The organism is Reichenbachiella versicolor, from assembly GCF_003171675.1.
GTDB lineage: Bacteria > Bacteroidota > Bacteroidia > Cytophagales > Cyclobacteriaceae > Reichenbachiella > Reichenbachiella versicolor.
Genome location: NZ_QFZQ01000003.1, coordinates 122,493 through 147,868, shown reverse-complemented (window position 1 = coordinate 147,868; position 25,376 = coordinate 122,493). Strand labels below are relative to the sequence as shown.

General features: G+C 36.4%; 20 protein-coding genes. 5 read left to right on the top strand and 15 right to left on the bottom strand.

Features of this window, described 5'->3' with window-relative positions:
* Positions 1-129 precede the first annotated feature (129 nt).
* Positions 130-2,655, top strand: coding sequence for a glycogen/starch/alpha-glucan phosphorylase (locus DKG80_RS08805; protein WP_109830967.1), 2,526 nt, complete (start codon positions 130-132; stop codon positions 2,653-2,655).
* Between the two features lie 245 nt (positions 2,656-2,900).
* Positions 2,901-3,404, top strand: coding sequence for a DUF4442 domain-containing protein (locus tag DKG80_RS08800; protein WP_109830966.1), 504 nt, complete (start codon positions 2,901-2,903; stop codon positions 3,402-3,404).
* Between the two features lie 435 nt (positions 3,405-3,839).
* On the opposite strand, the gene DKG80_RS08795 is transcribed toward DKG80_RS08800, so the two are convergent.
* The 7 genes from DKG80_RS08795 to DKG80_RS08765 form a co-directional block, all read right to left on the bottom strand.
* Entirely contained in the window at positions 3,840-4,181 is a 342-nt protein-coding gene (locus DKG80_RS08795; protein ID WP_109830965.1) for an L-rhamnose mutarotase, read from the bottom strand.
* The gene (gene fucP, locus DKG80_RS08790) at positions 4,181-5,494 is read right to left on the bottom strand and encodes an L-fucose:H+ symporter permease (protein WP_109830964.1); all 1,314 of its coding nucleotides are present in this window, start codon (positions 5,492-5,494) and stop codon (positions 4,181-4,183) included. Before fucP ends, DKG80_RS08795 begins: the two co-directional genes overlap by 1 nt.
* Positions 5,495-5,527: 33 nt before the next feature.
* Positions 5,528-6,322 (bottom strand): SDR family oxidoreductase, encoded by a 795-nt coding sequence (locus DKG80_RS08785; protein WP_109830963.1) that lies wholly within the window; start codon positions 6,320-6,322, stop codon positions 5,528-5,530.
* A 7-nt stretch (positions 6,323-6,329) separates the two neighbouring features.
* Positions 6,330-7,160 carry an amidohydrolase family protein gene (locus DKG80_RS08780; RefSeq protein ID WP_109830962.1) on the bottom strand — a complete coding sequence of 277 codons (831 nt, stop codon included), beginning with the start codon at positions 7,158-7,160 and terminating at the stop codon, positions 6,330-6,332.
* Positions 7,160-8,596: a tagaturonate reductase gene (locus DKG80_RS08775; protein WP_109830961.1), complete on the bottom strand. Its 1,437-nt coding sequence runs from the start codon at positions 8,594-8,596 to the stop codon at positions 7,160-7,162. The genes DKG80_RS08780 and DKG80_RS08775 overlap by 1 nt, the downstream gene beginning before the upstream one ends.
* 348 nt (positions 8,597-8,944) lie before the next feature.
* Positions 8,945-10,597, bottom strand: a complete 1,653-nt coding sequence (locus DKG80_RS08770) for a UxaA family hydrolase (protein WP_109830960.1) — start codon at positions 10,595-10,597, stop codon at positions 8,945-8,947.
* 19 nt (positions 10,598-10,616) lie between these two features.
* Positions 10,617-11,630, bottom strand: coding sequence for a zinc-binding alcohol dehydrogenase family protein (locus DKG80_RS08765; RefSeq protein WP_109830959.1), 1,014 nt, complete (start codon positions 11,628-11,630; stop codon positions 10,617-10,619).
* Positions 11,631-11,945: 315 nt separating this feature from the next.
* Between DKG80_RS08765 and DKG80_RS08760 the strand changes: the two genes are divergently transcribed.
* Positions 11,946-15,128 carry a caspase family protein gene (locus tag DKG80_RS08760; RefSeq protein ID WP_109830958.1) on the top strand — a complete coding sequence of 1,061 codons (3,183 nt, stop codon included), beginning with the start codon at positions 11,946-11,948 and terminating at the stop codon, positions 15,126-15,128.
* A gap of 40 nt (positions 15,129-15,168) precedes the next feature.
* Here the strand turns inward: DKG80_RS08760 and DKG80_RS08755 are convergent, their stop codons facing one another.
* The 7 genes from DKG80_RS08755 to lpdA all read right to left on the bottom strand — a co-directional run bounded on the left by DKG80_RS08755 (position 15,169) and on the right by lpdA (position 21,570).
* Complete coding sequence (locus DKG80_RS08755; RefSeq protein ID WP_109830957.1) at positions 15,169-16,188, bottom strand: alpha/beta hydrolase; 1,020 nt, start codon at positions 16,186-16,188, stop codon at positions 15,169-15,171.
* 69 nt (positions 16,189-16,257) lie between these two features.
* Positions 16,258-16,935 (bottom strand): NAD-dependent epimerase/dehydratase family protein, encoded by a 678-nt coding sequence (locus DKG80_RS08750; RefSeq protein WP_109830956.1) that lies wholly within the window; start codon positions 16,933-16,935, stop codon positions 16,258-16,260.
* A 205-nt stretch (positions 16,936-17,140) separates the two neighbouring features.
* A complete protein-coding gene (locus DKG80_RS08745; RefSeq protein ID WP_109830955.1) occupies positions 17,141-17,920 on the bottom strand; it encodes an SDR family NAD(P)-dependent oxidoreductase in 780 nt (259 codons plus the stop codon).
* 48 nt (positions 17,921-17,968) lie between these two features.
* The gene (locus tag DKG80_RS08740; RefSeq protein ID WP_109830954.1) at positions 17,969-18,496 is read right to left on the bottom strand and encodes a TetR/AcrR family transcriptional regulator; all 528 of its coding nucleotides are present in this window, start codon (positions 18,494-18,496) and stop codon (positions 17,969-17,971) included.
* Between the two features lie 147 nt (positions 18,497-18,643).
* Positions 18,644-18,982 (bottom strand): T9SS type A sorting domain-containing protein, encoded by a 339-nt coding sequence (locus tag DKG80_RS08735; protein WP_109830953.1) that lies wholly within the window; start codon positions 18,980-18,982, stop codon positions 18,644-18,646.
* A gap of 556 nt (positions 18,983-19,538) precedes the next feature.
* Entirely contained in the window at positions 19,539-19,877 is a 339-nt protein-coding gene (locus DKG80_RS08730; protein ID WP_109830952.1) for a hypothetical protein, read from the bottom strand.
* Positions 19,878-20,175: 298 nt separating this feature from the next.
* Positions 20,176-21,570, bottom strand: coding sequence for a dihydrolipoyl dehydrogenase (gene lpdA / locus DKG80_RS08725; protein ID WP_109830951.1), 1,395 nt, complete (start codon positions 21,568-21,570; stop codon positions 20,176-20,178).
* Positions 21,571-21,828: 258 nt separating this feature from the next.
* Here lpdA and fabG point away from each other — a divergent pair, with 258 nt between their 5' ends.
* The gene (fabG, locus tag DKG80_RS08720; protein ID WP_109830950.1) at positions 21,829-22,575 is read left to right on the top strand and encodes a 3-oxoacyl-[acyl-carrier-protein] reductase; all 747 of its coding nucleotides are present in this window, start codon (positions 21,829-21,831) and stop codon (positions 22,573-22,575) included.
* Between the two features lie 62 nt (positions 22,576-22,637).
* On the top strand, positions 22,638-24,749 hold the full coding sequence (locus DKG80_RS08715; protein WP_221409089.1) for a hypothetical protein: 2,112 nt from the start codon (positions 22,638-22,640) through the stop codon (positions 24,747-24,749).
* Positions 24,750-24,953: 204 nt separating this feature from the next.
* Here DKG80_RS08715 and DKG80_RS08710 read toward each other — a convergent pair whose 3' ends face one another.
* The gene (locus tag DKG80_RS08710; RefSeq protein WP_109830948.1) at positions 24,954-25,295 is read right to left on the bottom strand and encodes a hypothetical protein; all 342 of its coding nucleotides are present in this window, start codon (positions 25,293-25,295) and stop codon (positions 24,954-24,956) included.
* Between the last annotated feature and the right edge of the window lie 81 nt (positions 25,296-25,376).

Here is a 25,376-nt window from a genome sequence, read left to right as displayed (position 1 = left end):
TGGACATAAGCTCTTTCTTATCAGATGTTTTTTGAAAAATTCAGCCCTTTCCGTCACTAAGATTTTATTAATGTCTTGTATCTTGAATAGGATTAAATAAATCTCAAACCTTAAATTTTAAATACCAACATGGCCAAAACTTCACCAAAAAGAACTCATGTAGAGAATGACAGAACTGGTCTCGATAAAGAGACGGTCAAAAGAGCATATTTAGATCACTTATTTTGTATGCAAAGTAAAGTACCGTCATCCGCAACAAAATGGGATGAATATATGGCGCTGTCATATACTATAAGAGATAGAATTATGCAGCGGTGGTTACATGCCTTGCAAGACTTTAAAAAGAAAGACCCTAGAACTGTTTCCTATTTATCTGCAGAATTTCTTCTTGGACCTCATCTAGAAAACAACCTGATAAACTTAGGACAAAAAGAAAATTTCCGTGAGGCAATGGATGAATTAGGACTTGATCTTGAAAAAATGATTGATCAAGAAGTTGAGCCTGGGTTAGGTAATGGAGGCTTAGGCAGATTGGCTGCATGCTTTCTTGACTCTATGGCATCACTTGATATTCCTGCGATTGGGTACGGAATCAGATACGAATTTGGAATATTCGATCAGCGTATTCAAGACGGTTGGCAAGTAGAAGGAACCGATAAATGGCTAAAATTTGGCAACCCTTGGGAAGTACCTGTGTACCAATCTAGTGTCCATGTGAAGTTTGGAGGAAAAACGAGAGTATGGTATGATGAGAAGAGTAATTATAGAGTAAGTTGGGATGCTGATCAAGAAGTATTAGCAATTCCATATGACACACCTATCACTGGATATAAATCAGATAATGCTGTAATTCTAAGGCTCTGGAAAGCGGAAGCCGACCAAAGCTTTGACTTTCAATCCTTTAACGAAGGTGACTTCTTTGGTGCCGTAGAGAATAAAGTTATCTCTGAAAATATTACTAAAGTTCTTTACCCCAACGACTCCAAAATTAGCGGTAAAGAATTACGATTAATGCAGCAATTTTTCTTTGTTTCAGCTACACTGCAAGATGTAATTAGGTTCCATAAAAAGGTTCGAAAAACTCCTATTACAGTTTTCCATGAGAAAATGACAATGCAACTCAATGATACTCACCCGTCTATTGCTGTAGCAGAAATGATGAGACTACTAATTGATGAAAACGATGTCAGTTGGGACGAAGCATGGGAAGTTACACGCAAAACCTTCGCGTACACAAACCATACTTTACTTCCTGAAGCGTTAGAAAAATGGTCGATGCCTTTGTTTGGCAAACTGCTCCCTAGACATCTTGAAATTATTCTTGAGATCAACTATCATTTCTTGAACTCCATCCGAAAAAAATTCCCCAACGATGAAGGCAAGATTTCTAGAATGTCGATCATCGATGAAGCTGGTGAAAAGTACATTCGAATGGCGCACTTAGCTATTGTAGGATCGTATGCAGTAAACGGCGTAGCAGCACTACATACCGAATTATTAATTTCTGAGGTATTGAAAGACTTCTATGAAATGTACCCAGAAAAATTCTCGAATAAGACGAATGGAGTAACACCAAGAAGATGGATGGTAGCTTCAAATCCTGATTTGGCAGCAGTAATTGCCAGTAAAATAGGTTCAGAGTGGATCAAAGATCTGACAAAACTGAAGGAGATTGAACAATACGCTGACAACAAGAAGTTCAAAAAAGACTGGCAAGAAGCGAAACTTAGTGCAAAACAGAAACTTGCTGATAAAATCAAAAACAAATATGGAATTGAATTAAATGTGAATTCAATATTTGACATTCAGGTGAAAAGAATTCATGAATACAAACGTCAACATTTGAATGTCCTACATATTATCACTCTATACAACCGTATAAAAGAAAATCCTAATATTGACATAGTACCTAGAACATTCATTTTTGGTGGTAAGGCAGCTCCAGGATACTTCATGGCTAAGCTTATTATTAAGTTGATTAATTCAGTGGCTGAAGTAGTAAACCACGACCCTGATGTGAATGGTAGGCTTAAAGTTGTTTTTCTTCCAAACTATAGTGTGAAAAACAGTCAATCGGTATATCCAGCAGCTGATCTTTCGGAGCAGATTTCTACTGCAGGAAAAGAAGCTTCTGGTACTGGAAATATGAAGTTTACAATGAATGGGGCTTTGACCATTGGTACTCTTGATGGTGCGAACATCGAAATACGTGAAGAGGTAGGCGAAGAGAACTTTTTCCTGTTTGGATTAGATGCAAAACAGGTTTATGAGTTAAAAGCTAGTAACTACATACCTCTTCACCATTACGATGTCAATCATGAACTACAAAAGGTATTGAACATGATATACACCGGCTATTTTAGTCCACAACAACCGAATCTATTCCACCCTATAGTGGATAATTTAAAATACAGTGATGAATATGTATTAATGGCTGATTATCAAAGTTATATTGAGTGCCAAGATCGAGTAGCTGAAGCTTATAGAGATCAAGATGCTTGGACTAAAATGTCAATTCTCAATGTAGCTAGATCTGGTAAATTTTCTAGTGACCGAACTATTCGAGAATATTGTGATGACATCTGGAAAATCGACCCATACAAAGTAAAGTTACCTGAACATATCGAAGAAGCCGGAGCAATCATGATGTGTTAATGGGAGATTTTTGAGCCGTTTAAAAAGCGTCATGCGTTTCATGACGCTTTTCAAAAACGGAATGCAACAGTAGGTTATATGTGAATAACTCTCAATTCACCTTGGCCCAGAATGACGTTCGCCAACTTAAGGGGTAGAGGGTTTCTTCAAGATTTTAAACTCTACCCAAGAGGTTAAGAAATTAAACCCAAAGGGCTATCCAGAGAATAAAGGGTTTATCAACCAGATATTTAGTATCTTCTAGCATGACTATGAGACAACTGAACCCTAAGCAATCAGCTTTTCATCGAAGGATGATCAATCCTTTTATTTTTCGCTCTTTCTTACTCACAAAGATTCCTCTTGGATTTCTATGTGGCATGAAGTTAACTCATCTTGACACTACGAAAAGTGTCTCAACTGTCCCTTTTAAGTGGCTCAACTTCAACCCTTTTAAATCTATGTATTTCGCTGTACAGAGCATGGCTGCCGAGATATCTACTGGAGTAATGGCTATTATGGCTAGCATTGGATATAATCCGAGTGTGGCAGTAATCGTCACAGGGTTCAAAGCAAAATTTCACAAACAGGCCAAAGACCGTGTATTTTTTATTTGTGAAGATGGTGAAAAGCTATTTTCTGCAGTTAATAAGGCCATAGAAACAAAACAAGGTATAGAAGTCACTATTCACACTACAGGAAGAACTTCAGATGGTACTATAGTTTCAGAATTTGACTTTACTTGGTCATTCAAAGAGCGAAACAGATAAGAAGCTGACTTAGATTAAGATTCTATTCTAAACCTTTGCAAAATCTACTCCTATCACACTCAATCAAACCTTTGCCATCAAGCTAGCCAAGCTCTAACATTTTTCCATTACTAGAAAATACAGACTATCTCGAGAATCTACGCGACGATAATAAGATAGTATGCTTTTTATTCTTTCTTGTGAGATCAAATAAATAGAGATGAGTAGTTTCTTTTAACAGAACTGTGATTGGGAAACAAGAAATTTAATCGTGCGAAATACATTAATATAAAAAAGGCTCACCGCCTTTGCGAATGAGCCCTTATCTAATTAACCTAACCTAAATATTTTTGTTCCTGCAACTGGAACTGCTACAAAACAGTTAAAGTTTTATTAAAAAACCAAAAAGTGAGTGTAAAAAAATATGACAAAAGTCATTTTCCGTAGCGTGTTCGATCACAGTTGAAAAATTTTATTCATCGGCACCCATTTTTCTCCTGGTGCAGCCCATGGGATTGGTAATTGAAAAGTATTCATCAACTCCTCCCACTCTTGAACTTTTGGATTATTTGCATCCATTTCAGCCTTCTTAGTAGGATCGAAAGTCTCATCTACTTCCATAATCATAAACAGTCTATTTCCAGTTCTGTAGATCTGCATATCCGTGATTCCGGCACTAGTAATACTTTCTGTAATCTCAGGCCATGCATTTCCCGGCGCATGGTATTCTTCGTATTTAGCGATTAACTCTGGATCATCTTTAAGATCCAGAGCTAAACAAAATCTTTGTGTACTCATTAATTTTCTCCTTTTAATTTAGTAACATATAGTCCATATAATCCAACCATAGCTATACAGATCATAGGCATGATAAAAGAGAATTTCACCTCTGGAACCCCCATGATTAGAGTATCACTTAATCCAGATCCGCCTGCGTCAATTATTAATCCTTGCATAGGAGGAAATATAGCTCCTCCAACAATAGCCATTACTAGGAAAGCTGATCCTACTTTAGCCTCATCTCCCATATCCTTTAAGGCAATTCCGTAAATCGTAGGGAACATTATAGACATAAATAATGAAATACAAACCAAAGAAATCAAACCAGGCATACCAGGAGTGACAATCGCTCCAAAACAACATGCAATAGCACAAGCTGCAAATGCAGATAATAATTTAGGGGCTTTGATCTTACTTAGTAAAGCTGTTCCTAAGAATCTACCAGCTAAGAAAATCCCCATCGCTAACATATTCCAATAAGTAGCTACTAACTCTTTCCCTTCAGATAGATTCAAATATTCTACATATTGAAAAATTGCAGTCCAGCACATGATTTGTGCCCCTACATAAAACATCTGAGCCAATACACCTGGAAAGAAAGCTTTTCTAGCAAAAACCTTTTGAATAGATTCTTTAAAGGTTAAGCTCACGTGTTCTTGTCCAGCAGGCAGCTTCATAATTATAAACACAACCATAATCACGAGTACAACTGCTCCAATGGCTAAATAAGGTACACTAATAATACCTAAGTCTGCCGTTTTAATTGCAGCTTTCTCTGCTGCATCCAATACAGCATAAGTAGTCTCATCGTAATCAGCCGACTTAATTTTATCAAGTACTACAAACTGAGCTACTGTCATTCCTGTTAAAGACCCAATAGGGTTAAATGACTGAGCTAAATTCAATCGTTGAGTAGCAGTTTCCTGATCACCTAGAGATAATACAAGTGGATTTGCTGTTGTTTCAAGTAACGCTAAACCACATGTAATTACGTAAAGTGAGATCAAGAAAAATGGATAACTCTCCAAAGAAGATGCTGGAAAAAATAAAAACGCACCAGTAGCATACAATCCTAAACCTAGAATAATTCCTGATTTGTAGCTTTTCCATCTGATAAATAAAGCAGCAGGAATAGCCATACAGCCATATCCAAAGTAAAATGCAAATTGAACTAGGTAGGCTTCAAACCAACTTAGCTCAGGCATTACTTTCTTAAAGGCTGTTACCATTGGATTAGTTACATCATTAGCAAATCCCCAAAGGGCAAATAATGAAGTAATAACAATAAAGGGAAGTATTATATCCTTCGCTACGATTACTCTCTTTTTCATAATTTAAGTCTTATCTATTTAGTTGATTGAGTTTTACTGAGCAGGAAGTAATGCTCTATCTAAGTGAACATATCCGCCATCTACGAAAATATGTTGCCCTGTAGTATGAGCCGCCTTATCAGAAATCGTAAATAAGATTTGATTTGCAATTTCCATAGGCTCTGTCATTCTGTTTTCAAATGGGATTTTCTCTTTGATAGAGTTAAGCTTTTCTTCACCATTGTCCAAAGTCTTAATCCACTCGTCGTAAGCAGGAGTCCAACTTTCAGCTATAATCAGAGCATTCACTCTGATACCATCATTGATCAGGTCTACTGCCCATTCTCTAGTCAATGCCAAAACACCACCTTTAGCAGCAGCATATCCAGAAGTACCACCTTGTCCAGTATAGCCTACTTTAGACCCCACATTCATGATACTTCCTTTTGATTCCTTCAAATATGGAAGACACTCTTTCACCATCACAAAATAGCTCACCATATTTAGTTTCAAAGAATACATGAAATCATCCACCGATGAATCTAGACCAGCACCATCGTTTACCCCTACATTATTGATTAATGCATCGATTTTACCGTATTTATCAATGATTAGCTTTACTGCTGCTTCAATCTGCTTAGGTTCTGTCATATCTGTCTTCACAAATATAGAATCTACTCCTTTGTCTTGAAACTCTTGTGCATATGCAATTCCTCTATCATTTCTATCTACCAATACTGGTATAGCTCCTTCTGCAGCTATGGCTTGCACGATAGTCTCTCCGATACTACCTTTCATACCAGCACTACCAGTTACTACTATCACCTTATCTTTAAGTCCTAAGTCCATATCTATATTATTTTATGCCGTAGAATTCTGCGGCGTTTAGTCCAAATATTTTATTCTGATCCTCCTCAGCATATGAAGAAAAATACTGATCTACGATCCCTTTAATCTCAGAGTATTCTCCACCTAACAAACATACTGGCCAGTCTGATCCATACATTATTCGATTTTTACCAAATGCTTCTACAATTACATCCATATAAGGAGTAAAATCCTTTTGGCTCCAATTGTTCCAATCAGCTTCAGTGACCATACCTGAAATTTTACACATGACATTGTCAAATGACGAAAGCAGTTGAATTTTCTCCTTCCAACCATCGAGCTTACCATCCTTGATGTAAGGTTTAGCAATATGATCTACAACAAATTTCTGCTTTGGGTGTCTTCTAACGGTCTCTATAGCAGCATCCAACTGACTAGGAAAAATCAAAATATCATATGTCAATCCATAATCTTTCAACAAAGAAAGACCTCTCTGAAAATCTTCCCCTAACATGAAGTTCGGGTCTGGTTCATCCTGAACCACATGTCGAACACCTACTAGTTTTTCGTACTGAGCAAAATGAGAAAGTCTCTCATTTAGATTTTCGGAACGTAAATCCACCCAACCTACTACTGCTTTGATGAAGTCATTGGATTGAGCTAGATCAAGCAAAAACTCAGTTTCAGCTTCTGTCTGATCAGCCTGTACTGCTACAGTACCTTCCAATCCTGTCTGAGCCAAAAGAGATTTCAGATCTGCTGGTCCAAAGTCTTGTCTGATCACAGACATTTCGTCATTGATCCATGAGTGCTTCTCAGGGTTGTAGTTCCAAAAGTGATTATGTGAATCTAATCGCATTACCCTAATAGGTTTTGAATACCATCTCCTAGGATAACTGCTAAGTTTTCTGCAACTGCGTCTGTTAAACCGGTGATTTTATTTAAATCTTGTCCCCAAAAAGACTCATTCCCCAAGAATGACTCTGCAACTGACTTCAATGATGCTACATCAGTATATTCAGACCAAGCAGAAGCTGCAAACTCTAGAACTGAAGCATCATCATTTAATGCGATTTCTTTACCTCCTACATTACCTTTATAGAATGCAATTAAAGCAGATAAAGATATTACCAACTTCTGAGGAAGCTCTCCTTTTAAATCAACGTATTGAGTCAATGATGGTAATACTCTAGTCTTGAACTTAGATACTGAGTTCAAAGAGATACTCATCAATGCATGCTTCAAGTATGGATTTCTAAACCTATCGATTACATCCGCTGAGAACGATTCTAGTTCCTCCTTTGAAAGATCTAGTGTAGGTACAATTTCTTTATATATAGCGTCTTTGATCCACTCACCTACTACTTCATGTTCTACAGACTCTCTTACATACTCTATTCCATATAGGTAAGCTACTGGTACCATAGTAGTATGCGCCCCATTTAGAATTCTCACCTTACGAGTTCTATATGGAGCCATGTCATCAGTAAAGATTACATTCAACCCACACTTCTCCGAAGGAAATTCATCTTTCACCGATTGAGGTCCTTCGATGACCCATAGGTGGAACTGTTCCCCTTCTACCACTATATTATCCTTGTAACCAATCTCTTTCGTAATTTCTTCGATCTTAGTCTTAGGGTATCCTGGTACAATTCGGTCTACTAATGTATTGGTGAAAATATTATGTTCTTCGACCCAAGTTTTAAACTCTGTAGATAAGCCCCATTCTTCGGCATACTGAAGAATGATTCTCTTCAGATTATCACCATTTCTATCTATCAACTCACATGGAATGAAAATCAAGCCTTTGTCAGTTGCACCAGCAAAAGCATCAAACCTTTTCTTTAATAGTACAGTCAACTTAGCAGGAAAACTGCTAGGAGGAGCATCATTAATAGTATTATTTTCATGGTAAGCAATACCCGCCTCAGTCGTATTAGATATTACAAACCTTAATTCTGGATTTTCAGCAATAGCTAAGTACTCTTCGAACTGAGTATATGGATCCAATCCTCTCTGGATGCAATCCACTACTTCATACTCCTTTACTGCCTCTCCATTTTTTATCCCATTTAATAGGACAGTGTAAAGACCATCTTGATCGTTGATCATTTTGATCATGCCTCTATCAATTGGCTGAACAGCTACGACTCCCCCATCAAAGTCAGCTTCTTTGTTCATTTTATCAATCATCCAGTCAGCAAATGCTCTTAGAAAGTTACCTTCTCCAAATTGTAAAATACGCTCAGTACGAGCTGGTGCGGAATGAGTATTTCTGCTTAATTGTTCCATTATAATTTCTTATGCTTATTAGTCTGATCATATTAAAGAATCTTAATGGTCCTAAACCTCAAGCCGCTAAGACTCCCTTTTCTCAGAAAACGTTTATTTATTTTAAAATAAGGGTCTCGTCGGACAAGGAACTGACAGTAGCAAAAAACAGCTCCTCGCCGACTTGACTAACCTTAATAAGTTTTTAATCACAAGGTGACAGACCTTTGTGATTAATTCCCCGACTCTTCAAATCGGAAAATTTGATTTATCTGTTTGTCATTAGAAACTTAGTCTAACCCATCTCGAAAAGTTTCTAAAAAACCAATTAAGATTTTAGCCTAATCAGTTATTCGAATGACATTCATTTTAAAGAGAAATATCTCTCTTCCATGGAATAAAATCATCATGACCAAGTCTAGTAGCATTAGTAACTTCCTCACCACTAGCCACTTTTATAATATATTCTAATAACTCTTCTCCTTTCGTTTGGATAGTGTCTTCACCACTTATTACTGTACCGGCGTTGAAGTCTATCACATCGCTCATTTTTTCCGAAAGCTTGTTATTACTAGATAGCTTTATTACAGGTACAACTGGATTTCCTGTAGGGGTTCCTAGTCCTGTCGTGAATACGACCACGTTACATCCAGATCCTGCTAAACCAGTAGTACTTTCGACATCATTACCAGGAGTACATAATAGATTCAGACCCGGTTTAGTCACTGGTTCGGTATAATCTAACACTTCCACTACAGGTGAAGTACCACCTTTCTTCGCTGCACCTGCAGACTTCATAGCATCAGTAATAAGTCCATCCTTAATATTTCCTGGAGAAGGGTTGCTTTCGAAGCCTGATCCTACTGCTATTGCTTTATCACCATAGGCTTTCATCAATCCTGCAAACTTTTCTGCATCTTCTTCATTCACACATCTGTCAATCAACTCTTGCTCGACTCCGTTCAACTCTGGGAATTCGGCCAATACAGGTGAACCTCCCAATGCAGCTAATAAGTCAGATGCATATCCCAATGAAGGATTAGCAGAAATACCAGAAAACCCATCAGAACCTCCACATTCTAAGCCAAGTACAAGCTTACTTATTGGTGCAGGTTTACGTTCAATCTTATTCGCTTCCTGAAGCCCCATAAAAGTCATCTTCACTGCACCTTCTATAAATGACCTTTCGCTTTTAGATTGTTGCTGCTCAAAAATATGAAGAGGCTTAGAAAAATTAGGATCTTTTTTCTTTATCGCATCTTGTAACACCTGAATCTGAGCATTTTGACATCCAAGACTCAAAACAGTTGCTCCAGCTACATTAGGGTTTGTCAAGTAACCAGCCAATAGATTACAAAGAACTATAGAATCCGCTCTAGTTCCTCCACATCCACCTTCATGTCTTAGAATCTTGATACCATCTACATTAGGGAAAATTCTGCTCTTAATGATTTCTTCTTTTGTGCGGATAATATCCGTATTGAGAATATCATCTTCAGAACCACCATTTTTCATTACTTCAACTAATGCCTGAGTATCTACTGCAAAATCTTTCTCGGTCTCATACCCCAGGGATTCAGTCAAAGCAGCCTTTAATACATCAAGATTTCTATTTTCACAGAAAGTTAAAGCAAATACGATCCAGTAGTTACCTGTGCCGACTTTCCCATCAGCTCTATGGTATCCATTAAAAGTCCTTCCCTCATACTTAGACACGTCTGGACCTATCCAATGAGGTTTCTCCTTTTTACCAGAATATTCTGCGGAAGCATGCTTCAAGTTATCTGTAGTAATAGCAGCACCCATAGGGATATCTTTCATTGCTTTACCTACCAAGACACCGTACATGAATATTTCATCACCTGCCTTATAATCGTTCAATGCGAACTTGTGCTTTGCTTGAATATCTTCTACAAGAGTCAGCGTTTTTCCTGCTACACTTACTTCTTCTCCTTTATTTAGATCCTGAATCGCAACGATGATATTGTCACGTGAATCTATTTGTGCATATCGATTGGACACTTTTTTAGTATTTTATTCTTTAAAAATTAACAGTTGCTTTTATAACTCCTGTTTCTGGTTTTAGCCAACTATCAAAATTCTCAATCATCTCAGTCATATCAACATTGTGCGTTATAAATGAGCTAGTTGGGAACGCTCCACTATTCAAAACATTAACTACGTGTTCGAAATCCTCTATCGTGGCATTTCTACTACACATTATTGTAGTTTCTTTCGCATGAATTTTAGGATGCAAGAATGTCAACTCTCCCTTGGACAACCCTACTAAAACGTATCTGCCTCCATGAGCCATATAATCTGGACCTGCTTCTAATGCTCCCTTGTGACCTGTGGCATCAAACACTGCTGTAGCCAGATCACCACCAGTAATTTCTGATACTTTCTCTACAGGATTATCTGTTACATTAACTATGTAGTCAACTCCTATTTCTTCCTTAGCATACTTAAGTCTATCATCATTCATATCTAGAGCAATTACTTTAGCTCCAGCTACTTGAGCCAATTTCATCATGCCGATACCTATAGGACCACAACCGATTACTACCACAGTTTCTCCCTCTTGAACATCTGCTCTACGAATCGCGTGAGCTCCGATGGCCAAAGGCTCTACAATTGCCATTTCATCATCAGAGAGATTTCCAGCTGGAAGTAAAATATTAGCTGGTACACTTATTTGCTCCTGCATCCCACCATCACCATGCACTCCTAACACAGTAATATTAGTACAACAGTTAGTTTTTCCAGCTCTACAAGCTACACACTTACCACAGCTCACATATGGCATGACAATCACATTATCACCAGCCTTGATACCTTGGGGATTTTCATCAATCTCTAATACTGTAGATGCTAATTCGTGACCTAAAATCCTAGGGTATGTAAAGAATGCTTGATTCCCGGCATAAGCGTGCAAATCCGTTCCACAAATACCTACCTTGTTGATTTTCAACAATGCTTCACCTTCTTTTCTTACCGGAGCTTCCTTCTCTTTTAATTCGAACTTGCCCGGTTCTTCGCACACTATGTACTTCATATCTTATTCTGTCTTATCAATTGACAATTAGTTCTAATACCTTAAACACAAATGTGGCAAATTGACACAGAAACATCTTGAGCAAACGCTTGCGCAAATACAGAACTCAAACTGCGACATAGCAGACTTCTATTTAGTAAATCCCAAAAGAAACCTTTTAAATAAATTCAGTCTCTGAGGAAACGTATAAATAGGAGCTATGAAGCGATAACAGTTTAGATTGAACACCAAAGGTTTTATATGCTAATATTGTACAATTAATATGCCTGTAAGAGTCTATCATTTTATTCATCTTTATAAAACTAACTTAGATTCATGAAACTTCAATCTCTACTTGTATTACTGATTCTTATTGTTAATCAGTGTTTTTCACAAAGCTTTAAAACAGTTATTCAACGAGGACATGAAGCAGCTCTTACCACAGTTGCATATTCTAATGATGGAAAACTAATTGCAACTGGAAGCAAAGATCAGTCTATCATACTTTGGGAAGTAGTTTCAGGCCGTCAACTAAGAAGCTTCACAGGTCATACTAAAACAATTTCTGACATCATCTTTCATCCTTCTCAAGAAGTTCTAATAAGTGCAGCCTACGATAAGAAAGTTATTTTTTGGGACTACATAACAGGGAAAAAAAAGAAGGAAATATTTACCGATTTCTGGATCAACTCTATCTCTATTTCTTCCGATGGAACTAAACTTTTATTAGGTGGTAATAACAGGATGGCACAGTTGATTGAAATCGAAAGTCAAAAACTAATTCAAGAATTTAAAGTAAACAAGACACAGTACGGTGTCCAAGTTGCATTCAAAAATGAGCAAGAAATAATTATTGGTCAGGACAATGGTCTACTCATTACCTATGATATATCTTCAGGCATACCAACTGACACTATTAGAAATATAACCCCGAGTAGCTGTGGTGGATGTTGGGCTCACTTTGACATAAAAAGAGATAGTATTTTATATGCATCTAAAAGTGGATTTCAGACATTAACGGGTAAGCAGAATACACAACTTTCCAATAAAAAGATTGAAAGTCTAAAATCTGTAGGACTATCTAAGAAACATTACTTTTTGAACTATGAAAAGCAGGTAAAGGTTTTTGATTTTCAAAACAATAATAATGCTACTTTTCAACACGGTGAAGAAGTAATTAATGATGCTTCGTTTAACCCAGATGGCTCACAATTAGTAACGGTGTCAAATGATCAAACCGCTAAAATTTGGAATGTTAAGACTAATGAACTGATTACCAAATTACAGGGTTACCAATCTGCACAAACTAACCGAGGACTTCCTTTCGAAAAGAACTCATATTTGCACTCACACATTAATCGATATCTGGCTTTAAAAAACAAAAGACTGATTAGCCCAGATGAAAAATGGATGATTATAGGTCATCAGCCTGACGGAGCTTACTTAATGAGTTTGGAAACTGGCAGAATTGCTCAGCTTCTGGGTGAACACTATATTGTAAGCTATGTTTTCACTTCAGATAGCCGCCATATTATTACTGGAGACATAAAAGGTAATGTGGTTTTGTGGGAGGTCAATACAGGTAAAAAAGTAATGAGCTTTGAAGGGCATAGAGAAATTGTATTTGATATAGCTATAAGTAAAAATAAACAACTTTTAGCCACAGGTAGTTGGGAAGGATCGGCAATACTGTGGAACCTAGAAACAGGGGAGTTAATCAAACGATATCCATTTGATCAAAACTCACCATTTGTATTATCATTCGCTCACAAAGACAATTACTTACTCATTGGAGGATTGGGTAAAACCTTTCAACTTATTGAGCTTGACTCTGGCCTTCCGGCTAAGAAATTTGTGGGACACACTGATATAGTCAATTCATTACAAGTCAAAGGCTCTGAGTTTATTAGTAGCTCTTCTGATGGAACTGTGAAGATTTGGAATACAAATACTGGATTGATCGAAAGAAAATTAAAAGGTCACACTGGGCCTATTAATCAAGTGATATACGATAATCATGACCAGTACATTATAACGGGAGGAAAAGACAAAAATATTGTTCTTTGGAATGCAAAAACTTTCGAAGAAATAAGAAAATTTCAAGGTCATGAAGGTGAAATCACTGGAATTCAACTTATCCAAGATGACCGGATTTTAGTGTCTAGCAGTTTAGATGGCACAACTCGATTTTGGGATCTTGAAAAAGGCATCGAATTATTTAGCCACATTGTCTTTGACAAAAATAATTGGCTCAGTAAGACTTCTTCCGGCTACTTTGACGCAACACAATTCGCAAAAAAATATGTCTATTTCGTTGAAGGCTTAGAGACTTATGGGTTAGATCAATTTTTCGAAAAGTACTATCAACCAGATATTTTAAGAAAGTCTCTTACTGAAGGAACCAAAACATTTCAAAATAATTATCTCAAAAATCAACTTAAAGAGTCTCCCCCACCAAAAGTAGAAATCGTATCACCTAAACCTAGAGAATCTACTGACCGTGAATCTATTGAGGTAATAGTGAAAATAACAAATATGGGTCAAGGCATAGATGAATTAAGAGTTATGCATAATGGCAAACGTATTTCCACAATCGATAATGTATCTTTTGATAATGTAAAACCTGGGAAATCGATTTATGAAAGTATAAAACTCAACCTTGTTTCAGGAAACAATAAAGTAACTATTTCAGCTTTCAATACTGATCGTATAGAATCTAAAAACACTCAAATTGAAGTCATACGCAAGTCAAAAATTGAAGAAATTACTTGTCACGTAGTTTGTATTGGAATCAATAAATACCGAAACCCTACCCTCAATCTAAACTACGCAAAAAATGATGCTGAGAGTTTTAAAAAGACCATCAAGGAAAAAGGAAAGAATCTATTTGATCATATCAATTATTACTCAGTGTATGACAACGATGCTTCCAAAGCAAACATTCTAAAAACTCTTGATTTAGTAGCTTCTAGAGCCAAACCTCAAGACGTACTTTATTTTTACTATGCAGGTCACGGATCTGCTATTGATGGAGAATTTTTCTTTGTACCGACAGAAAATGTTCGACTATACGACCTTAAGAAATTAAAAACCTATGCGCTTAATGCTAAAACCATACAAAATAAGCTTGCTGAAATTCCAGCTTTGAAACAATTAGTAATTATAGACGCCTGTCAGTCTGGGACCTCTGCTGATCAGTTTGCCTCCAGAGGTGCTGAAGAAGAGAAAGCTATGGCTCAATTATCACGAAGTTCTGGTGTACATGTTTTAGCAGCCTCTGGTAGTGAGCAATTTGCCAGTGAATTTGACGAATTGGGTCATGGACTATTCACCTATGTTTTATTAGAGGCCTTGAGTGGAAAAGCAGACGGAGCTCCTAAGGATGGCAAGGTCACAATTTATGAATTAAAATCATTCATAGATGATCAAGTTCCAGAATACTCTCAAAAATATAAAAGCAAGCCTCAGTTCCCCGTAACTTATTCTCAAGGACAAGATTTCCCAATTGTAATAGAATAGTCGTATCTGCATCCCATTGTGGCATGGAATAAAACTTTATCTACAGCTCCTGTTCATTAGAATCATCAATAAACCTCGCTTTATTCGCTAACCTACTAGAATACTGCTTCATTATAAAGTCAGATATCCAAAATTGCACACTATCTTTTTGTTCTTTAGTTGCTCCACGAAAAGCATGATTCATTCCTTGTACTGCATGAAATTCACTTTTGATTCCTAAACTAACCAAACCAGCTTGAAGTGCCCTACTCTGTTTTATTGGTACTAGAATATCTTCATCTCCATGAATGATCAGCATTGGAGGAACATCTTTACTCAGATAAGTCAAAGGTGAAAATTTCAAAGCAAAATTCATGGCCTTAGCAGTATCTAATTCAGGGTCAAAGCCGAATACTCTTTTTGGAATATCTAGTTGCTTTTGAATTGGTTCGGGAAACTTCTGAATAAACTTGCTTACAGAATCTATAGTTGGTGATTTATATAAATTATACAAGTCTGTTGGACCGTAAATATCAACAACATATTTCAAATTAGGCTTTGACTTACGAAGTCCATAATTGATCGGATCAGCAAAAGCATTCAGCATGGCGATCTGACCACCTGCAGACTCCCCCATCAACCCAAAATTATCGAGGTCAAGGTTTAGGCTATCTGCATTATTCTCAATCCATTTAATTACGTCATAACCATCTCGTATACAATCAGGGAAAGGTGAATACCCCTCTTTGGCAAGCGTATATTCTGCACTTACTACTGTATATCCATTGGCACGTAGACGATTAAATGCACCATTGAACTTATTGGTATTTACAGACCCTTTTATACCAGTTACCCAAGCTCCACCATGAAAATATAGAATCACAGGAGATTTGGCGAATTTTTGACTTGTGGGATAATATATATCCAGAAAAAGATCCTTTTTATAAGAAACTTGAAAGTCTACCTTTCCATATAATAATGGAGCTTTATTAGAAATAAGGAAATACAGTACAACGGCTATTGCAGTTACTAAAACAGCAATAGTAAACACAAAAAAACGTTGAATAATTGACTTAGTCATTTCTAATTTCAGCTGTTGTTATTAAACATGAAAACGCTGATACTTTCTCACTTGTTTCTGCTTTTATCTTTATTTAACCCTAGAAACATCAATAATATCTTTAGGCTGTAAAATATCCTGATCATACCCTTGAAAGGTAACGTTGATCATAGCTTGACCAAGCTGAGTAGTAGTAATAACAGCTTCTGGTTTGATCTTCCTATACAGCTTGATAGCCCACATGAAATAGTCATAAAAGAATTGATAAAGCTTGGTTTTTGATTTAATTCCTTTTAACGGAATAATAATACCAGGTCTAAACATATATGCACCCTTAAACCCTTTCCTCATAAGGTTATTTTCAGTTTTACCCTTCACTCTAGCCCACATTACCTTACCTTGTTCTGACGAATCAGTGCCTTCTCCAGACACATAGGTGATCACCATATCCGGATTTAATTCATATAGTATATTTGCTAAAGCCATGGTATACTCATAAGTAATCTCGGTATACTTTTCTTCAGACTTTCCTGCGACGCTTACTCCCATACATAGATAAGCGGCATCGTACTCTTTCAGTAAGCCTTTATATCCAGAATAATCTTTAAAATTACTTATAAGAAGCTCTTTCAGCTTCGGATCACTTTCACCTACTAGTGAACGACTCAGTACCAATACTTCGTCAATACCATCATGTTCAAGGCACTCCAGCATCACAGCCTTACCGACCATACCTGTAGCTCCTGTTATTAATACTTTCTTTCCCATAGCGATTAAGTTTCTACTAAGATCGTCATTTTACATTAACCTCATGGCAATATCATATTGAGATTAATTTCACACAATTAAGAATAGAGCTATAATATTTACTCGTCAAAAATCCCGAAACTTTAGAGTAAAAAGTTTTCAATGAGTAGTATACTTATATACTCGTGTTTAAACCCTTATTGCAAAACGATTAAAAAACTGTATTTTATTTTATCTCCTGCATTTTCCTCATCTGCTTTAAAACCATTTTTTTAGGAGTAAATGGAATGGTACTCATTAGTAACTTTTGAGAAAATCTAACTCCAGAAATTACATCCAGTTTACCAGTAAGCATACCATTATATCCATCTTTAGCCACAGAAGAGGCGGTAGCCAATTTATCAAATAGACTCGTTTTATCCATTCCAGAAGTAGCTCCAAATTCTGTTTCAGTAGCACCTGGTAACAAAGCTGTCACAGTAACTTTCGTATCACTTAATTCCTCAGCTAGAGCATTACTAAAAGATGTAACGTAGGCTTTAGTTGCGAAATATACCGCTTGCAAAGGGCCAGGTAATAAACTTGCAGTAGAAGAAACATTAAGAATTCGACCTTGATTTCTTTTTACCATGTCGGGTAAAAACAACCTAGTCAGTGCAGTCAAAGTTGTAATATTTAAATTAATCATAGACAGGTCTTGTTCCCATGGTCGTTCATGAAATTTACCCACTCCTCCAAAACCAGCATTATTAATCAAATAATCTATATAAACTCCCCATTCTCTGACCTGATTGTATACTTCATTTGCAGAGTTGATCTGAGACAAATCTTTAGCTATAACCCTTACCTCTACATCGTATTGATTTTCTAATTCTACTTTCAAGGATTGAAGTTTATCAATGCTTCTTGCAACTACTATTAAATCCCCTTTTTGCTGAGCATGAAGTTTAGCAAACTCTCTACCTAACCCTGTTGACGCTCCTGTAATTAACGCTGTATTTTTCATGTTTATTTAATTATATGTAAGTACTTACTTACATGTGTGACACAAAATTTATATGTTGTATTTTCTATACAAAAATTCAATCTGTGAATCTATGTTGAAGCCTTCTTGTAAATAGAACCTGGTAGCTAGACCATCTATTAGAACCATCAAGTTAACCGCTTCTTCTTCTGGTTCTTCGTATCCTAACTTATTAAAGGCATTCCGTAAAGCGACCTTTAAAGATTCCATCTTATTTTCTCCGTACCTTTCCAACTCCCATTTTAGTTTATACTGGAGTTTCCAAAAGGCACCTTCCTTTTCATCTCCTGCCATTGCATCCTTAATTTGGAAAGTTTTCCTGAGTACTTCTTTAGGTTCTGTTTCAAGAACAATATCAGCGAACATCAGCTTGGCTTTCTCCTCTCCTTTTTGAATGATTGCTTCTAAAAGTCCTTCCTTGTTTTTAAAGTGTCTAAAAATTAACCCTTCAGAAACGTTAGCTTTCTTAGCTACCCTACTAGTGGAAGTAGCTTTGAACCCTTCCTCTGCGAATAATTCTAATGCTGCGCTTAATATATTTTCTTGCTTCTCAGTCATAGTAAGTAATCACTTACATGTGCAAATATATATAACACGGTTTACTTCGAAAACAGAATGAGAGTTTATGGATATTGATTAGAGCAAAAAAAACGGGTTCGATCAAAATCGAACCCGTAACATATGATGATGATAAGACTAAATTCTTTAGTTAACTATTGTCTTCTCTACTGAATAACCCGCAGAAGATACTTCGTAAGAATATTCCCCAGCTGGGAGAGCAGACAAATCAAATCTTTTCAACATAAGGTTCGCATCCTTGATTCTCTTAGAATAAACCGCTGAACCGTTAGTATCATAAATTTTGATTTTAACAACATTGGTACTCATGTTCTCGAATCCAACTAATACTTTACCACTTTTCTGCTGCTCTATTACTACATCCAATGCGGCAGTTTTTGTCTCATCTAACTTTCCTGTCTTAGCGAAAGCCGAAACTGAAACTAGTGTTAGAATTGCGATTAAAGTGCTTTTAATTGTTTTCATCTTATGCTGTTGTTTGTATCGTTGTTAATTGATTACAGTACAATTTTACGGCAGTTATGCAGGCTAGTAAATCTATTCGCGGTGGAATGTAGAATATGCCGGGTGAATTGTATAAATAATTAGGTGAACTGAAGGATGAATATTTCATTAAACGTCAATTTGACGTTTTACTGCAAAAAGACATAAAGAAAGAGGCTGGATGTCAATTTCTACAGAATCAACATTTAATATTGACTCAATACTTTCCTATACAAACACTTACAAATCCCATAGTATATCGATAGTGTTTAAGGATAGAGATATGAAAGAATCTATCGCCTTTTCTATTTTCACTTCTTACCATATTCTATTCAGAAATAAAATGAGCACATATAGATGTCAGTTTACCTCAAATAGATCTAGGTATATTAGGGTAAAGAAGATCTAAATGAAATAAAGCATCTTAACCCAAAGGGCTATCACTTAGGGATTAAGTTCAGTATGCATCTATACAAAAACGAACAGCCCGACTTGCGCCGAGCTGCTCAGTAGTATGATGATGATAAGACTAAATTCTTTAATTATTAAATGTCTTTTCTACAGAATAATCAGAAATTGAAACTTCGTAAGAATACTCCCCTGAAGGAAGAGAAGACACATCAAATCTTTTAAGAACTAAATCAGCTTTCTTTAATCTTTCAGAATACACTGCTGATCCAGCCTCATTAAAGATTTTAATTTTCACAACGTCCGAACTGAAATTTTCGAACCCAACCAAGACTTTACCGCTCTTCTGTTGCTCAATAACTACATCTAATGCTGTAGTTTTTGTCTCATCTAATTTACCAGTCTTTGCAAATACTGATGTAGATACGAGAACTAATACTGCTATTAAAGTGCTTTTGAATGCTTTCATGTTACGTTGTGTTTGTTGTTGTTTATTAATGATTACAATGCAAACATAGAGCAGCCTTACAGCCTGTTAAAGTTCATGTCGGTGGAGTGAGGAATAAGTTGGGTGAAATTCACAAAAATTTAGGTGAACTGACATTAGATTTTTCTTTTAACCGTAAAAAAGACGTTTTAACTTTTAGTAAGTATAAAAATGAGTCGAAGCTAATTCAAACATACACTTTCAATTACTTCTTAATCAAAAAAGCCTCGAATTGGACAAATACCAAATCGAGGCTTTCTAAAGAACTTCTTGCTAAATTTTATAAATGGATAGCTTCATCGTATGCATCCTCTACGGCATCCTTAATCGCCTCCGACATCGTAGGGTGTGGATGAATTGCTTTAAGAATTTCGTGACCTGTAGTTTCTAGTTTTCTAGCAGTAACTGCTTCAGCTATCATCTCTGTGACATTAGCACCAATTAAGTGACAACCTAACCACTCATCGTACTTCTTATCGAAAATAACCTTTACAAACCCTTCTGCACTTCCACCAGCTTGTGCTTTACCACTAGCAGAGAAAGGAAATTTACCTACTCTAATGTCATATCCAGCCTCTTTAGCAGCCTTCTCAGTCATACCAACTGAAGCTACCTCAGGAGAACAATATGTACAACCTGGAATATTTCCGTAATCCAATGGTTCTGGACTCATCCCAGCAATCTTCTCTACACAGATGATAGCTTCTGCAGAAGAAACGTGAGCTAAAGCTGGTCCATGAACAATATCACCAATTGCGTAAATACCTGGTATATTAGTCTTGTAGTAATCATCTACAACTACCTTACCTTTATCTGTCATTACTCCAGTTTCTTCCAGACCAATACCTTCTAAGTTTGGAGAAATTCCAACTGCTGCCAAAACAACATCACATTCGATAGTTTCTTCACCTTTAGCTGTTTTTACTGTTACTACACAACCGTCGCCACTTGTGTCCACATTAGTCACTTCAGACTTAGTCATGATTTTTACTCCAGACTTTTCAAAAGATCTCTTCAGTGCTTTAGATATATCTTCATCTTCTACTGGAACTATATTTGGCATAAACTCTACTACAGTCACCTCAGTACCTATAGAATTGTAGAAATTAGCAAATTCAATACCAATAGCTCCTGAACCAACAACTACTAATTTTTTTGGTTGCTTTGGTAGCGTCATTGCTTCTCTGTAACCTATGATTTTCTTACCATCAATTGGAAGAGCTGGAAGCTCTCTAGATCTAGCACCTGTTGCCAATATCACGTGATCTGCCTGATAAGTCTCTTCTTTACCGTCCTCACCGGTCACAACTACAGACTTATATTTATCCAATCTACCAAAGCCAGTGAGAACGTCCACTTTATTCTTTTTCAATAAGAAAGTAACTCCTTTAGACATAGTATCAGCTACGCCTCTAGATCTTTTGACCATTCCATCGAAATCAGCCTCAGGCGCTCCTACTTTAATACCATAATCCTCTGCATGCGAAATGTAATCAAAAACCTGAGCACTTTTCAACAGCGCTTTAGTAGGGATACATCCCCAATTCAAGCAGATCCCGCCTAGCTCAGCCTTTTCTACTACTGCTACTTTCTTCCCAAGTTGAGAAGCTCTGATAGCTGCCACATATCCTCCAGGACCGCTACCTACTACTATGATATCGTATTTACTTGCCATATTAAATTACTTTCAATTTGATCGTTACCGAACATCGTGAGATCGGATTAGGGACGCAAATTTAACCGCTTTGGTTTCAGAAAAAAACTTAACTACATGGAGCCGAAAGTAAAAGACTCTTAAAGCTGAATGTAAACAACCTCTTGATGCAAAATTTCAAAAATCTATTAAAATCAATCCCTGATTCAATAAAGCTCTTAATTTTGGAGGCATATTAAAAATCTGAGTTTTAGTTAACTGTATTAATAGTAACAAAAAATGAAATTATTAGAAGGAAAGAATGCGTTGATTACTGGTGCTTCAAAAGGCATAGGTAGAGCTATCGCATTAAAATATGCTGAACAAGGTGCTAACGTAGCATTTACTTACTTGTCAAGTGTAGAAAAGGGTGAGGCTCTTGTTAAGGAGTTGGAAGCATTCGGTGTAAAAGCTAAAGGTTTCAGATCTGACGCCTCTGATTTCTCAGCTGCTGAGGAATTAATCAATGGTGTAGTTTCTGAATTTGGAAGCCTTAACATATTAGTTAACAATGCTGGTATCACACAGGATACTCTTCTAATGAGAATGTCAGAAGAACAATGGGATAAGGTAATTAATGTAAACTTAAAATCTTGTTTCAATACTGTAAAAGCAGCTACTAGAACATTAATGAAACAAAAAGCTGGATCTATAATCAACATTTCTTCTGTAGTTGGAGTGAGAGGAAATGCCGGGCAAGCAAATTACTCAGCTTCTAAGGCTGGAATTATTGGTTTTACTAAATCAGTAGCACTTGAACTAGGGTCACGAGGAATTAGGAGCAATGCTGTGGCTCCAGGATTTATCGAAACCGAAATGACTGAAGTTTTAGATGAAAAAACCGTTCAAGGATGGAGAGATTCTATCCCTATGAAAAGAGGTGGAAAACCAGAAGAAGTGGCAGATTGCTGTGTATTTTTAGGCAGTGATCAATCAACATACATTTCTGGTCAAGTAATCAATGTTTGTGGTGCAATGTTGACCTAAATCTTTCGATTAATCACGATTTATGAAGCAATCTGAAACAATTGAGTCTTTTAGATTGCTTCATGAAATTTCACCCAGTTAGGAATCAAAAACTTTCAATATTGCCAATATTTAACTTCGATTACAGTCCTGCATACCTTGCATTAATAACGCTCATAAGTGTGGGAGTTTCATATTTACTGTATTCGAAAAAACATCCTTGGCCTAAATGGCTCAATTGGACATTATTTGGCTTGAGAGTCATACTCCTTTTCTTTATTATGGTGTTGTTGCTCAATCCAATGATGAAGCAATTCCAAAATAACATTGAAAGACCCTTATTTGTTTTCGCTATTGATGACTCTCAGTCTATGACTAACGGAGATCAAGAACAGCTCAACAGTGTTGTAACATCCATAGAGACCATTCGTCAAAAAATGTATGCCAGAGGGATGGACATATCCTTGGAAATGCTTTCTGGAAAAGAATCAAATCTGAATCAAGTTCAATTTCAGAACCAAGAAACAAACCTTAATAATTGGTTACAAAACCTAGACGCACAATATGAAGATAAGAATGTCGCTTCCCTAATACTGATTTCAGATGGCATTTATAACAAAGGAGCATCTCCAGATTACTTCCCCTATAAACTCCCCATTAATGTAATAGGAGTTGGTGACACTATCCAACCTACAGATATTGTTCTAAAGAATGTATTGTATAATAAAGTAGCTTATCAAGACAATAAGTTTCCCGTAATCGCAGAAGTAGCCAATTATGGTTTCAAAGGTAATACCACAAGAATTGACATTAAAAAAGCTGGTAAAACCATCAAAAGCAAAGTCATTAAGTTTACAAAAGAAACAGCTCTTCAAAGGGTAGAATTTGAAATAGAAGCTCTTAAAGCTGGATTAATGGGACTATCAATTGAAGTTGCTCCATTAGGCAATGAAGAAATAACAGAAAACAATTTTCAGAGACTTTTTATTGAAATCGTAAAAGGGAAACCTAAAATAGTAATTGCAGCACCGGCACCACACCCAGACATCAAAGCGTTGGCTGCTGTCATCGAGCAAAACCAAAATTTTCAATTAGAAACTTGGATACCGCATGTAAAAGAACCAAAGTCAAAAGAAGGTTTTGACCTTGCAATTATTCATAACCCATACGATCGATACAATAAGACTCTAAAACTTATTGAGACATTAAAAAAGCAAAAAACACCTATGCTATTTGTATTAGGAAATCGATCATACATAAAAACCATAAACAAGATGGAGCCTTTGATCAACATTACTCAAAAGAGAAGTCAACATGATCAAGTAACTGGTTCAGTCAATCAAGCTTTCAGCAAATTTGAAATCGACCCTAATGAATTTAAAATCTATCAGAGCTTTCCTCCAATATCAGTTCCGTATGGCGAGTACTCTGTACCAATAGGGCACGAAGCTCTATTATTTCAAAATGTAGGTTCAATAGAAACCAGACGGCCGTTGTTTTTTATAGGTGAGTCAAATAGCTTAAAATCAGGTGTACTATATGGAGAAGGTATTTGGAAATGGAGGATGCAAGAATTTGCTATAAATAATGACACAAGAGCATTTGACGGTTTGTTTATGAAAGCTATCAAATATTTGTCGACCAAAGAAAATCGAAAGAAACTAAGAGCATACACTACCAAAGAAGAGTTTGCTAGTAACGAAGCCATAGAATTCAAAGCGGAACTCTACAATGAATTGTATGAACGCATTTACGGCACAGAAATAAAATTCACCGTGACAGGACCTAATGCTTTTGAAAGAGAATACATATTCACTCCTTCTTCTAGAGTATCAAAATTAGAAATCACTGATCTGAAAGAAGGAATATATAACTACGAGGCTACAGCTACGGTCAATAATAAAAAGGAAAGAGTAAAAGGAGTATTTAGCGTAAAAGAAATCAGACTGGAAAGTTTAAACCGAGTATCAAACTTTAATCTGCTAAGAAGCATTGCCAAAAACAACCAAGGGTCATTTTATACTTCTGCAAACATTAATGATTTACAGCATGCGCTAATGAATAAAGAATTCCCAAATCGCATTTCCTCAAATGAAGAAATTCTATCTGTGATAAACATTAAATGGTTACTTGCTCTAATCATTCTATTAGCAACGATAGAATGGCTCGTAAGAAAATATCAGGGAGGATATTAATCAAGCCTTACTAACAACTAATAACCCTTGAAAGAAGGTAATAAAAAATCAGCTGTGGCAGCAAACTCAACAAGTCTCAACAGCCTTTTTGTTATTGTCTAATATGAACTACACATTTTGACCTGATAGTGAATAGTAGAAAAACAAAAGGCCAGCTCAAAAGTGTGAGCTAGCCTTTTATTTTTTTATAAATATTCTAAATTCTTACTTAGTTATTGTTTTTTCTACCGCATAATCAGCAATAGAAACTTCATATGAATAATCACCTTCTGGTAATAAAGAAACATCAAATCTCTTAAGCATTAAAGTTGCCTTCTTTACTCTTTCAGAATAAACCGCGTTTCCTTCTTCGTCATAAATTTTGATCTTCACTATATCTGAACCAAATTTCTCGAAGCCAACAATAACTTTCCCACTTCTCTGCTGCTCAATCACTACATCGATAGCAGCTGTTTTAGTCTCGTCCAATAACTTTCCTGTTTTAGCAAAAACTGAAGTAGAGGCGAATAGTACTACGGCGATTAATAAGCTTTTCAAAGTGTTCATCGTTTTATTGTTTGTGTTGTTGTTTTGTTTTCGATTACAATGCAAACTTAGGATGACACCCGATCGTGGTAAACTCTATAT